Below are 12,854 nucleotides of genomic sequence, written 5' to 3' on the forward strand. Positions count from 1 at the left end.
CGCCCCCTACTTGAGGGGCAAGGCCGTGCGGATGTGCACGTCCTTCAGCTGACGCTCCTGGGCTTCCGTCGGCGCGTTCATCAACAGATCCTCGCCCTGCTGGTTCAGCGGGAAGGCGATGACCTCGCGGATGGCCGTCTGGCCGGCCAGCAGCATGACGATGCGGTCGATGCCCGGCGCCAGACCGCCGTGCGGCGGCGCGCCGTAGCGGAAGGCGTTCAGCATGCCGCCGAACTGATCCTCGACCACCGAGGCGTCATAGCCCGCGATCTCAAAGGCCTTGAGCATGATCTCGGCCTTGTGGTTCCGGATCGCGCCCGAGCACAGCTCATAGCCATTGCAGACGATGTCGTACTGATAGGCGCGGATCGTCAGCGGATCCTGCGTCTCCAGCGCCTCCAGACCGCCCTGCGGCATCGAGAACGGGTTGTGGCTGAAGTCGACCTTCTTCTCTTCCTCCGACCACTCGAACATCGGGAAGTCGACGATCCAGCAGAACTTGAACTGGTTTTCGTCGATCAGCTTCAGCTCGGTTCCGACGCGCGTACGGGCGAGGCCGGCGAACTTGGCGAAAGTCGCCGGAAGTCCGGCGGCGAAGAAGGCGGCGTCGCCCTTGCCGAGGCCCAGCGACGACATCAGGGCCTCGGTGGGCTCCTGCCCCAGGTTCTTGGCGATGGGCCCGCCCCACGCGTTCTGATCGTCGGACCAGAAGATGTAGCCAAGGCCCGGCTGGCCCTCGCCCTGGGCCCAGGAGTTCATGCGGTCGCAGAAGGCGCGTGAGCCGCCGGTCGGCGCCGGAATGGCCCAGACGGCATTCTTCTCGTCGGCCGCGAGGATCTTGTTGAACAGGCCGAAACCGCCGTCACGGAAGTGCTCCGAGACGTCCTGCATCCTGATGGGGTTGCGCGTGTCGGGCTTGTCGGTGCCGTACCACTTCATCGACTGCTCGTAGGTCAGGCGCTCGAAGCCCCTGTGCTCGGAGGTCTGGCCGAAATCGTTGGTGAAGATGTGGGACCCGTCGATCGGCGACACCGGCTTGCCGTCGGCGAACTCCGCGAACACGCCGTGCATGACGGGTTCGATCGCGGCGAACACGTCCTCCTGCGTCACGAAGCTCATCTCGACGTCCAGCTGGTAGAACTCCAGCGAGCGGTCGGCGCGCAGGTCCTCGTCGCGGAAGCAGGGCGCGATCTGGAAGTAGCGGTCGAAACCCGACACCATCAGCAGCTGCTTGAACTGCTGCGGGGCCTGCGGAAGGGCGTAGAACTTGCCGGGGTGCAGGCGCGACGGGACGAGGAAGTCGCGCGCGCCTTCAGGCGACGAGGCCGTCAGGATCGGCGTCTGGTACTCGAGGAAGCCCTGATCGACCATCCGCCGGCGGATCGACGAGATCACCTTCGAGCGCAGGACGATGTTCCGGTGCAGGGTCTCGCGGCGCAGGTCGAGGTAGCGGTGCTTGAGGCGCAGCTCCTCCGGGTACTCCGGCTCGCCGAAGACCGGCAGCGGCAGTTCGGCGGCTTCGGACAGGACCTCAACGGACTTGACCCGCACCTCGACGTCGCCGGTCGGGAGGTTGGGGTTCACCGTGCCGGCCTCGCGGGACACGACCTCGCCGTCGACGCGGATGACGCTTTCGGCCCGCACGCGCTCGACGACGTCGAAGCCCGGCGTCTCGGGGTGGAAGACGAGTTGGGTGAGGCCGTAGTGGTCGCGCAGATCGATGAACAGCAACCCGCCGTGGTCGCGCTTGCGGTGCACCCAGCCGGACAGGCGCACGTTCGATCCGGCGTCGGAGGACCGGAGGGCGCCGCAGGTGTGGGAGCGATAGGCGTGCATGGTCGGTTCGTCTTGGGAAAACGGGCCGCGGACGGCGCAATTCGGGGATGGCGTAGGGCGCATCATCGCCCCGCAAAGTCAAGGCTGGCCGTCCCCAACGGCCCTTGATCCGTCCACCGATCGACCCACGGCGACGCTGCCCCACGGCTGCGGTTCTGATATGGGGCGGACATGACGGGCGATCGGCCGGAACGCGGGCAGATGAGGCTGGACCTCGCGCACGAAAGCGCGGGTGTGGACCGGCCGTTTGTGACGTCGGCCTGCAACGCCGCAGCCGTCGAGAGACTGGCGTCCTGGCCGGACGCCCTGACGCCCGTGCTGGCGCTGGTCGGACCGAAAGGCAGCGGCAAGAGTCGGCTGGCGGCGGACTGGGCGGAGCGGGTCGGCGCGGTGCCGGTGCACGGCGCTGAGGCGTCGCTGCTGGATCCGCTGGAGGTCGAAGGCCGGGCCATCCTTCTGGACCGGGCTCCGGATGCGGACGACGAGACCCTGTTTCATCTGATCAACCTGGCGCGTTCGGGCGGCGGCGCCCTGCTGCTGGTCGCGCGCAGCGCGCCGTCCAGCTGGGAGACCGCCTTGCCCGACCTCCGCTCGCGGCTGGACGCGGTTCCGACCGTGACGATCGAGACGCCGGACGACGCCGTGCTGGCCGAGATGCTGGAGGCGGAGTTCGCGCGACGATCGATCGCCCCGCCGCCGGACCTGATTCCGTGGCTGCTCAAGCGCATCGAGCGATCCTCGGGCGCGGCGGAGGCCGCCGTGGCGAGACTGGACGCGGAACCGGGCGCCGTGACGCGCGCGGCGGCGCGTCGCATTTTCGGCCCCCTTGGTCCCGGCGACCGCGATTGACGTCACACCTTCGCGGTTGCGGGCCGGCTTCGACCGGGTCATGACCGGGACATGAGCGACTCCGCCGTCATCAGCGATCCGACACGCGGCGACGACGTCCCGACCTCGCGCGCGCCGCAGTTAAAGCTGGACAAGGCGCTGATGGCGTCGCCGGAGCGGTTCTTCAACCGTGAGCTGTCGTGGCTGGCCTTCAACGCCCGTGTGCTGGAGCAGGCGGCCAATCCCGATCATCCGCTGCTGGAGCGGCTGCGGTTCCTGTCCATCTCGGCCAACAATCTGGACGAGTTTTACATGACGCGGGTGGCCGGCCTGAAGGGTCAGGTGCGGGAGCGCGTGCGCATCGTCTCGCCCGACGGTCTGACGCCGGCCGAAGCGCTGGAAAAGGTCAATGCGGCCGCCGGGCGACTGATGGCGGAACAGCAGCGGCGCTGGCGGAAACTGCGCAAGGAGCTGGCCGGCGCCGGGATCGAGATCGTCGACGCGGCAAAAACGACCAAGACGGAGCGGGAGCGGCTGGAGCCCGAGTTCCTGAACCAGCTGTTCGCCATCCTGACCCCGATGGCCATCGATCCGGCCCACCCCTTCCCCTTTCTCCCGAACCTCGGCTTCTCCCTGGCGCTCAAGCTGCGGAGGCTGGCCGACAACAGGGTGCTTTACGCGCTGGTGCCGGTGCCGACCCAGGTGAAGCGGTTCTGGCCGCTGGCGACCGATGGGCGGTCCACGCCTGGGAAGAAGCGCTTCGTGACGCTGGAGAGCCTGCTGACGCTCTTCATCGATCACCTGTTCCCCGGCTGCGAGGTGCTGGAGCGGGGCGTCTTCCGCCTGATCCGGGACAGCGACATCGAGATCGAGGAGGAGGCCGAGGATCTCGTCATCGAGTTCGAGGAGGCGCTGAAGCAGCGCCGGCTGGGCTCGGTGGTGCGCATCAAGATCGAGGCGTCCATGCCGGACGACCTCAGAAGCTTCATCACCGGCGAACTGGACGCAGAGCCGCAGGACGTCATCCTGATCGACGGCATGCTGGGCCTCGCGCAGTTGTCGGACCTGATCCCGGGCGGGCATCCCGACCTGAAATTCAAGGGGTATGAGCCCCGATACCCCGAACGGGTCCGCGACCACGGCGGCGACATCTTCGCGGCGGTCCGAGAGAAGGACATGCTGATCCACCACCCGTTCGAGAGCTTCGACGTGGTGGTGCAGTTCCTGCGTCAGGCCGCGCGCGATCCCAACGTGCTGGCGATCAAGCAGACCCTCTACCGGACGTCGAAGGACAGCCCGATCGTCGCAGCCCTGATCGAGGCGGCGGAAAACGGCAAGAACGTCACCGCCCTGGTCGAGCTGAAGGCCCGCTTCGACGAGGAGGCCAACCTGCGCTGGGCGCGGGCCATGGAGCGGGCCGGCGTGCACGTGGTCTTCGGCTTCGTGGAGTGGAAGACCCACGCGAAGGTGAGCGTGGTGGTGCGCAAGGAGGGCGAAGCCCTGCGCACGTACTGCCATTTCGGCACCGGCAACTATCATCCGGTGACGGCGCGCATCTACACCGACCTCAGCCTGTTCACGTGCGATCCCGTGCTGGGGCGGGACGCGACCCGGGTGTTCAACTACATCACCGGCTACGCCGCCCCCGACGAGCTGGAGGCGCTGGTCGTGTCGCCCCTGAACATGAAGACGACGCTGATCCGGCTGATCGAGGCCGAGATGGCGGCGGCGGCGAAGGGCAAGCCCGCCGCGCTGTGGGCCAAGATGAACTCGCTGGTCGATCCAGAGGTGATCGACGCCCTGTATCGCGCCAGTCAGGCCGGCGTCCGCATCGAGTTGATCGTGCGGGGCATCTGCTGCCTGCGGCCCGGGGTCGAGGGGCTGAGCGAGAACATCCGGGTGAAGTCGATCGTCGGACGCTTCCTCGAACACAGCCGCGTCGTGGCCTTCGCCAACGGTCGCGATCTGCCCAACGACAAGGCCAAACTGTTCATCGCCTCGGCGGACTGGATGCCCCGCAACCTGAACCGCCGGGTCGAGTTGATGACTCCGGTCCTGAACGCGACCGTGCACGACCAGGTGCTGGACCAGATCATGGTGGCGAACCTGAAGGACGATCTGCAGAGCTGGATCCTGGGCCCCGACGGGGCCTACCTGCGGATGGACCCGGTGGACCCCGCCCGGCCCTTCTCCTCGCACAAGTACTTCATGACCAATCCCAGCCTGTCAGGGCGGGGCCGCAAGGTGAAGACCCGGCCGGAGCCGCTGCGCTATGACCGACCCGATTGAGGCGGGGCCCGCGCAGGCCGCGGTGGTGGACGTCGGCTCGAACTCCGTCCGCATGGTCCTCTACAGGTTGGAAGGTCGGGCCGTCTGGACCGTCTTCAACGAGAAGGTTCTGGCCGGTCTGGGCCGCGATCTGCCGCGCACCGGCCGTCTGTCCGAACGTGGCGTTGACGACGCCATGGCCGCGCTGAAGCGGTTCGCGGCGGTGATCGAGGGCGTGCGGCCGGATCTGGCCTTCGTCGCCGCCACCGCTGCGGTGCGCGAGGCGGAGGACGGGCCGGAGTTCTGCGAGCGCGTGGCGGCGGAGACCGGGCTGCGCATCCGCGTGCTGACCGGCGAGGAGGAGGCGCGCGCCTCGGCCCTCGGCGTTCTGGCGGGCGCCCCGGACGCGGCCGGCACGACCGCCGACATGGGCGGAACCAGCCTCGAACTGACGCGGATCGGCGAGGGCAAGGTCATGGGGGGCGTGACGCTCCCGCTGGGACCGTTCGCCCTGTCCGACGGGAAGCCGTTCGACGCCGAGCGCGTGCGGGCGCTGGTGGCCAAACGGCTGAAGCCGGCCCGAAGCGCACACGGCGACCGGCGGCTGCACGCGGTGGGCGGAGCGTGGCGCAGTCTGGCGCAGCTGCACATGGCGATCTCGGACTATCCGCTCAAGGTGGTGCACCAGTACGCCATGAGCGCCGGCGACGCTCGCGAGGTCGCCCGGTTCGCCGCCCGCCAGTCGCGGGCCTCGCTGGAAAAATCCCCCGGCATTTCGCGGCGGCGGGCCGAGACCCTGCCCTATGCGGCGCTCGTGCTGGAGGGGCTGATCGACCAGCTGGGCTTCGAGGAGATCAGCTTTTCGGCGTGGGGCGTGCGCGAAGGGCTGCTGTTCGAAGCCTTGGGCGACAAGACGCTCGCGACCGATCCCCTGCTGGCAGGCACGGCGGCGCTGGGCGCGCGACAGGGCGTGTCGCCGGGCCTGCCGGGCGCCGTCGCGGGCTGGATCGACGCGGTGACGCGCAGCCTTCCTCCCGCCTTCGACGTCGCCCGGGACGCCGTGCTGGTCCGCGCCGCCTGCAACCTGTGCGACATCGGCGCCAGGCTGCACCCCGACCACAGGGTCGAGCTGGCCTTCGACCAGGTGCTGAGAGCTTCCATTCCGGGACAGACGCACGTGGAGAGGGCTTTTCTGGCGACGGCGGTCAGCGCCCGCTACGGCGGCCCGACAGCCACGCCGGAGCCGGCGACGATCGACAGGCTGCTGAACGAGGATCTGCGAGGACGCGCGCGGGCCCTCGGGCTGGCGATCCGGCTCGCCTGTGACCTGTCGGGACGGTCGCCGCAACTGCTGGCGAACGCGACGGCGGCGATCGGCGACGGCGTCCTGCGCTTGTCGGCGACCCCGACCTATGCCGACATGCTGTTGGGCGAGCAGACCCGGCGACGGGCCCGGGCCCTGGCCGAGGCGTTGGACGCCGAACTGGTCATCGAGGGAGGCGGCTGATGGCGGTCACGGGAATCGGAGGGTTTTTCTTCCGCTCGGAGGATTCGAAGGCCCTGGCGGAGTGGTACCTGAAGCATCTCGGCGTCGGCGCGCCGGAAGGCGTCTTCGTCTGGCCCCAGCAGGCCGGACCCACGGTGTTCCAGCCGTTCAGGCACGACACCGACTATTTCGCCGCCGACAAGACCTGGATGCTGAACCTGCGGGTCGACGATCTGGACGGTCTCATCGCGAACCTGAAGGCGGCCGGGATCGAGGTCATCCAGAAGGCCGAGTGGGACGCCATGCCGGAAGTCGGCCGCTTCGCGCGAATCCACGACCCGGAAGGCAATCCGATCGAACTGTGGGAGCCGGCTAAGGCGTCGGACTAGCCCTCGATCTCGACGACCTCGACGCGAGGGCCGTTCAGCACCAGCGCGATCTCGCCGCGCTTCAGCTTGAGCGCGTCCTCGCCGAACAGCTGACGGCGCCAGCCCTGCAGGGCCTCGACGTCGGCCTCGTCGTCGACGGCGATCTTCTCGAGGTCGGCGACGGTGGCGATCAGCTTGGAGGCGACGCCGGCGTTGTCGCTCTTGGCCTTGAGCAGGACCTTCAGCAGCTCGACCACCGACGGTGGGGCGGGGTCGGCGCGACCGGGGCGCTCGACCTTGGGCGCGTGGGCTTCAGGGTCCGCAAGGACGCGCTTCAGGTCCTCGATCAGTTCCTGCCCCAGACGCGAGCCGCCGAATCCCTTGGGAACGGACCGAAGCCGATTGAACGCGTCTGCGTCGGTCGGCGCCTGGGTGGCGATCTCGTCGATGGCCTCGTCCTTGAGAATGCGCCCGCGGGGCTGGTCCCGCTCCTGCGCCGCACGCTCCCGCCACGTCGCCGTCGCCACGAAGGCGGCGAGGTATTTCGCCGACCACTTCTTGGGCTTCAGCCGCCTCCATGCCAGTTCGGGCGTGGTGTCGTAGAGGCCGGGATCGGTGAGATCCTCCATCTCCGACATGACCCAGTCCAGTCGGCCGTCGCGCTGCAGCCGATCGCGCAGTTTCGGATAGAGGGCGGCCAGATGCGTCACGTCGGCCAGCGCATAGGTCAGCTGGGCGTCCGACAGCGGCCGGCGGGCCCAGTCGGTGAAGCGGCTGCCCTTGTCCACCTCCTTGCGGATCATCTGGCGCACCAGCGCCTCGTAGGAGACCTGGTCACCGAAGCCTGCGGCCATGGCGGCGACCTGGGTGTCGAACATGGGACGCGGCATGGCGCCGAGGCGCACGAAAATCTCGACGTCCTGACGGGCGGCGTGGAAGACCTTGAGGATCCCGTCGTCGCGCAGCAGGGCCAGGAAGGGCTCGAGATCCAGCCCGTCGGCCAGCGGGTCGATGATGGCGGCGTCCGTCGGCGAGGCGGCCTGGATCAGGCACAACTTCGGCCAGTAGGTCGTCTCGCGCATGAACTCGGTGTCGACGGTGATGAAGGGCTCATCCGACAGCCGGGAGCAGAAGTCGCGCAGGGCCTCGGTGGTGGTGATCGGCGTCATTCGGATGCTATAGCCCCGCGCGCGCCCCGTGTGGCAAGAGCCGCCGCGCAAGTCCGCCAACCGATTCAGGCCCGTGACCCATGAGCGACACCCCCAATTCCGTGCGCAACGGCCTGACCTACGCCGACGCGGGCGTCGACATCGACGCCGGCGAGCGGCTGGTGGACGCCATCAAGCCGCTGGCGAAATCCACGGCGCGGCCGGGGTCGGAGCCGTCGCTGGGCGGGTTCGGAGCCCTTTTCGACCTGAAGGCGGCGGGGTTCAGCGATCCGCTGATCGTCACGACGACCGACGGCGTCGGCACCAAGCTGAAGATCGCCATCGAGACGGGGCGGCACGACGGCGTCGGCGTCGACCTGGTCGCCATGTGCGTCAACGACCTGCTGGCCCAGGGGGCGGAGCCCCTGCTGTTCCTGGATTACTACGCCACGGGCAAGCTGGACGTGGACGCGGCCCGGCGCGTGGTGGCCGGGATCGCCGAGGGCTGCCGTCAGGCGGGCTGCGCCCTGGTCGGCGGCGAGACGGCGGAGATGCCGGGCATGTATTCCGGCGGGGACTATGATCTGGCCGGCTTCTCGCTGGGCGCGCTGGAGCGGGGCGCCGCCCTGCCCCGCTTCGACCTGCAGAACACCGGCGACGTGATCGTCGGCATCGCCTCTTCCGGCCCGCATTCGAACGGCTACTCCCTGATCCGCCGGGTGATCGAAGCGGCGGGCAAGGGCTGGGGCGACGACGCGCCGTTCGACCGCGACCGGACGCTGGCCCAAGCCCTGATGGAGCCGACCCGCATCTACGTGAAGTCGGTGCTGCCCTTGATGAAGGCCGGGCTTGTGAAGGGCGCGGCACACATCACCGGCGGTGGCCTGATCGAAAATCCGCAGCGCGGCATCGCCGATCATCTGAAGCCGGTCTTCGACTGGGAGGCGTGGCCGATGCCGCCGGTCTTCCGGTGGCTGGCCGAGGCGGGCGGGATCGAGGCGCACGAGATGCGCAGAACCTTCAACTGCGGCGTCGGCTTCATCCTGATCGTCGGCCCGGAACAGGTCGAGGACGTCCTGGCCGGCTTGCTGGAAGCGGGCGAAACCGCTTTCGTCTGCGGACGTCTGGACGCCGCCTGAACCCGAGGATTTCCGAAATGCGCGCATTCGCCCTTGGCCTGACCCTGTTGCTGCTGGGCGGAGGCGCGGCGTCGGCGCAGACCTCCGCGGCGATGGAGCATCCTTTCCTTCACGAGCTGGCCGGACAGGTGCGGCCGGAGCGAATGCGGGAGGACATCGAGTTCATGGTGGGTTTCGGCACCCGTCACACCCTGTCGGAAACGCAGTCGGAGACGCGGGGCATCGGCGCGGCCCGGCGCTGGTCGGCCCGCCGTTTCGCTCAGATTTCCGCGGACTGCGGCGGCTGTCTGGAGATCGTGACGCCGTCCGACACGGTGACGGGCCAGCGCGTGCCCAACCCGACCGAGGTGGTGAACGTGGTCGCCATACAACGCGGCACAGGCGACCCGAACCGGGTCGTCATCATCTCCGGCCATCTGGATTCCCGGGTCAGCGACGTGATGGACTTCACCTCCGACGCGCCGGGCGCCAACGACGACGCCTCGGGCGTGGCGACGGTGTTCGAGGCGGCGCGCGTGCTGTCGCAGCACAGGTTCGACGCGACCATCGTCTACGCCGTCCTCTCGGGCGAGGAGCAGGGCCTTCTGGGCGGCAAAATTCTGGCCGACTACGCCAAGGCCGAGGGATGGTTCGTCGAGGCCAATCTGAACAACGACATCGTGGGGAACTCGGAAGGCTCCAACGGCGTGCGCGACACGACCCGCGTGCGCGTCTTTTCCGAGGGCACCAAGACGGTCGAGACCGACCAGCAGGCCGGCCAGCGCCGCTACAACGGCGGCGAGGTGGACAGCTCGTCGCGCAACCTGTCGCGCTTCGTCGACGGGGTCGCCGATCGCTATCTGGCCAATTTCGACGTGGAGATGATCTATCGCACCGATCGCTACGGGCGCGGCGGCGATCAGGTCGAGATGCTGCGCGCGGGCTTCCCGGCGGTGCGCATCTCGGAAGGCGCGGAACACTACGACCGCCAGCATCAGGATCTGCGCGTCGAGAATGGCGTGCACTACGGCGACGTGATCGAGGGCGTGGACTTCGACTACCTTGGTCAGGTGGCGAGATTGAACATCGTGTCGCTGGCGGCGCTGGCGAAGGCGCCGGCTCCGCCGACAGGGGTCGCCATCGCGGGAGCCGTGCGGCCAGACACCACCGTCCGCTGGCAGGCCGTGCCCGGCGCGGCGGGCTATCGCGTCTGGTGGCGGTCGACCACGGCGCCCCAGTGGACCCACAGCCGCACGTTCGGCGCCGAAGTGACCGAAGCGGTGCTGCGCGGCGTCGTCATCGACGACTACTTCTTCGGCGTGTCGGCCATTTCCGCCGACGGCTATGAGAGCCCCGTGGTCTTCCCCGGCGCCCCCGGCGACTTCCGCGCGCCCGCGCCGGTTGTGGCGCCGGGCGACTGAGTCAGGCGGCGCCGGTCGGGTCCGCCGCGGGGGGCCGGCTGCGACGTCCGCACAGGAAGCGCCAGAGCCCCTCGACCGGACCGATCGGGAAGACCTTCAGCCACAAGGTCGCAAGAACGCACAGGCCGAGAAAGACGCCCAGCGCCAGAAGGTTGATCTGGGCCATGCCCCATTCGCCCAACCAGCCCAGCCCCCAACCGTACCAGACGAAGCCACCGATCAGGTTGGACGCCAGATAGCCCGTAAGGGCCAGCCGCCCCATCGGAGCCAGCGCCCGCCCCAGCGCGCGCCCTGATCCCGAAAACCACAGCGTGAACATGGCCAGATAGCCGAAGGCCAGGATCGGCAGGCCGACGTAGGCCATGCGCTTCGCTCCGGCGATCCAGCCCTGCAGCGGGATCTGCAGGATGTCCGGCGCGATGTAGGCGCCGCTGATCAAAAGACCGGCCGGCAGGCAGATCCACAACACGCGCCGCAAGAAGGGCCGGAAGCGGTCGACGTCGGCGAAGACCCCCTTTCGCACCGTCCAGAGGCCCAGCATGAACAGGCCCATGACGCCGAGATCGTAGACCGCCACGTAGGCGGTGTCGAAAAGGTTGTGCGCGACGTAGTACTTCAGGTTGGCCTGCATGACGGCGAAATAGTCGGGGCTCTCATAGATGGGCCGCAGGCTCTCGAACCAGCGCCAGCCTTCGGCCGCGATCTGGCCCGACAGGCCGCGCAGCGGGCCGAACAGGATTTCAGCGGCGCCGGCCACGAAGGGAGGGGCCAGCACCAGCGCCAGGCCCGCCCTCAGGAGGGTCTGCTGCGACCAGCCCCGGCACAGCATCAGCAGCATGCCGCAGATCGCGTAGACGATCAGGATGTCGCCCCAGTAGAGGAAGGCGAGATTGAAGACCCCGATGCCCAGCAGCAACAGCATCCGACGCAGAAAATAGCCCCCAAAATCCGGACCGGTCCGGGACATGAGCAGGCCGAAGCCGACGCCGAACAGAAACGCGAACATCGAGCGCGCCTTGCCCTGCATGAACAGCAGGTCGAACAGGCCGACCGCAAGATCGGCCGGTCCGGCCCGCGTCATGACCTGGCCCGCCGCGAAGACCATGACCATGCCGGTCAGGTTCATGGCTATGACGCCGTAGAGGGCGATCGCCCGCACGCCGTCGATCACCGGCAGCCGCCCTTGGCCCGCGCTAACGTCCGTCATTCGTAAACCCCCGTTCGCACGAGAGCGTCCCAGATGCCGGGCGCCGCGTCCAGCGCTTGCCTTGGTCGATCATCGCGGCCATCCCTCGCGGCGATGAGCACACCGGATTCCCCCCGCGTCCCCGTCGCCGTGCTGATCTCCGGCGCGGGATCGAACATGGCTGCCATCGCCGACGCGGCCCGGATGCCGGACGCCGCCTTCGAGGTCCGGGCCGTGATCTCCAATGTGCCCGGCGCCGGCGGGCTGGCGTTGGCGGAAGCGCGCGGGATACCGGCCGTCGTCGTCGATCACCGCGCGTTCGGCCAGGACCGGAGGAACCACGAGCAGGCGATCCACGCGGTGCTGGAGGCGCACGGGGTCGAGGTGGTGGCCCTGGCGGGCTACATGCGGCTGCTGACGCCGTGGCTGGTGTCCGCATGGGAAGGTCGGATGCTGAACATCCACCCCAGTCTCCTGCCCAGGCATCCCGGACTGGACACGCACGGCCGCGCACTGAAGGCCGGAGACGTGGAGGCCGGCTGCACCGTGCATGTGGTGATCGACGACGTCGACGCGGGACCGATCCTGGGCCAGTCGCGCGTTCCCGTCCTGCCCGGCGACGACGTCCACGCCCTGGCCGCGCGGGTCAGGACGGCCGAGCATGAACTCTATCCGGCGGTGCTGGACCGGTTCTGTCGCGACCTGCGGCGAGCATGAACAAGGCCCCGGCGGCAGCCGGGGCCCTTTTCATCCTCCGGGTGAGGACGTTCAGCCGACGATCTGATCGTCCGTGAAGAACTGGGCGATCTCGATGGCCGCGTTCTCGGCCGAGTCCGAGCCGTGGACCGAGTTCTCGCCGACGCTTTCGGCGTAGAGCTTGCGGATGGTGCCTTCGTCGGCGTTGGCCGGGTTGGTGGCGCCCATGACTTCGCGATAGCGGGCCACCGCGTTCTCGCCTTCCAGCACCTGAACGACGACCGGGGCGGAGGTCATGAACTCGACCAGTTCGCCGAAGAACGGGCGTTCGCGGTGCACGCCGTAGAATTCTTCGGCCTGTTCGCGGGTCATCTTGATGCGGCGCTGGGCGACGATGCGCAGGCCGGCGTCCTCGATCACGGCGTTGACCTTGCCGGTCAGATTACGACGCGTGGCGTCGGGCTTGATGATCGAGAAGGTGCGTTCGGTCATGGAAGGT

At 68.6% G+C, this 12,854-nt stretch carries 11 protein-coding genes; 7 read left to right on the top strand and 4 right to left on the bottom strand.

Going from position 1 to position 12,854, the window contains the following annotated elements:
• Nucleotides 1-6: 6 nt before the first annotated feature.
• On the bottom strand, nucleotides 7-1,836 hold the full coding sequence (gene aspS / locus VGR32_RS12700) for an aspartate--tRNA ligase (RefSeq protein WP_327451214.1): 1,830 nt from the start codon (nucleotides 1,834-1,836) through the stop codon (nucleotides 7-9).
• Between the two features lie 201 nt (nucleotides 1,837-2,037).
• Here aspS and VGR32_RS12705 point away from each other — a divergent pair, with 201 nt between their 5' ends.
• From VGR32_RS12705 to VGR32_RS12720, 4 genes are read left to right on the top strand one after another with little or no spacing between them, the layout of a single operon-like run.
• Complete coding sequence (locus tag VGR32_RS12705; protein WP_327451216.1) at nucleotides 2,038-2,685, top strand: chromosomal replication initiator DnaA; 648 nt, start codon at nucleotides 2,038-2,040, stop codon at nucleotides 2,683-2,685.
• Between the two features lie 51 nt (nucleotides 2,686-2,736).
• Nucleotides 2,737-4,953 carry an RNA degradosome polyphosphate kinase gene (locus VGR32_RS12710; protein WP_327451217.1) on the top strand — a complete coding sequence of 739 codons (2,217 nt, stop codon included), beginning with the start codon at nucleotides 2,737-2,739 and terminating at the stop codon, nucleotides 4,951-4,953.
• On the top strand, nucleotides 4,937-6,439 hold the full coding sequence (locus VGR32_RS12715) for a Ppx/GppA phosphatase family protein (protein WP_327451219.1): 1,503 nt from the start codon (nucleotides 4,937-4,939) through the stop codon (nucleotides 6,437-6,439). The genes VGR32_RS12710 and VGR32_RS12715 overlap by 17 nt, the downstream gene beginning before the upstream one ends.
• A complete protein-coding gene (locus VGR32_RS12720) occupies nucleotides 6,439-6,807 on the top strand; it encodes a VOC family protein (protein WP_327451221.1) in 369 nt (122 codons plus the stop codon). The genes VGR32_RS12715 and VGR32_RS12720 overlap by 1 nt, the downstream gene beginning before the upstream one ends.
• On the opposite strand, the gene rnd is transcribed toward VGR32_RS12720, so the two are convergent.
• On the bottom strand, nucleotides 6,804-7,955 hold the full coding sequence (gene rnd / locus VGR32_RS12725; RefSeq protein WP_327451222.1) for a ribonuclease D: 1,152 nt from the start codon (nucleotides 7,953-7,955) through the stop codon (nucleotides 6,804-6,806). The two genes, VGR32_RS12720 and rnd, sit on opposite strands and share 4 nt — an antisense overlap.
• 80 nt (nucleotides 7,956-8,035) lie before the next feature.
• Between rnd and purM the strand changes: the two genes are divergently transcribed.
• Nucleotides 8,036-9,073, top strand: coding sequence for a phosphoribosylformylglycinamidine cyclo-ligase (purM, locus tag VGR32_RS12730; protein ID WP_327451223.1), 1,038 nt, complete (start codon nucleotides 8,036-8,038; stop codon nucleotides 9,071-9,073).
• A 17-nt stretch (nucleotides 9,074-9,090) separates the two neighbouring features.
• A complete protein-coding gene (locus tag VGR32_RS12735; RefSeq protein WP_327451224.1) occupies nucleotides 9,091-10,473 on the top strand; it encodes a M28 family peptidase in 1,383 nt (460 codons plus the stop codon).
• Nucleotide 10,474: 1 nt separating this feature from the next.
• On the opposite strand, the gene VGR32_RS12740 is transcribed toward VGR32_RS12735, so the two are convergent.
• Nucleotides 10,475-11,680: a DUF418 domain-containing protein gene (locus VGR32_RS12740; protein WP_327451225.1), complete on the bottom strand. Its 1,206-nt coding sequence runs from the start codon at nucleotides 11,678-11,680 to the stop codon at nucleotides 10,475-10,477.
• A gap of 93 nt (nucleotides 11,681-11,773) precedes the next feature.
• Between VGR32_RS12740 and purN the strand changes: the two genes are divergently transcribed.
• Nucleotides 11,774-12,376, top strand: a complete 603-nt coding sequence (purN, locus tag VGR32_RS12745) for a phosphoribosylglycinamide formyltransferase (RefSeq protein ID WP_327451227.1) — start codon at nucleotides 11,774-11,776, stop codon at nucleotides 12,374-12,376.
• A gap of 51 nt (nucleotides 12,377-12,427) precedes the next feature.
• Here purN and ndk read toward each other — a convergent pair whose 3' ends face one another.
• Nucleotides 12,428-12,847 (bottom strand): nucleoside-diphosphate kinase, encoded by a 420-nt coding sequence (gene ndk / locus VGR32_RS12750; protein ID WP_327451229.1) that lies wholly within the window; start codon nucleotides 12,845-12,847, stop codon nucleotides 12,428-12,430.
• Nucleotides 12,848-12,854: the final 7 nt, after the last annotated feature.

Source organism: Brevundimonas sp. (assembly GCF_035935935.1).
In the GTDB taxonomy this organism is placed as follows: domain Bacteria; phylum Pseudomonadota; class Alphaproteobacteria; order Caulobacterales; family Caulobacteraceae; genus Brevundimonas.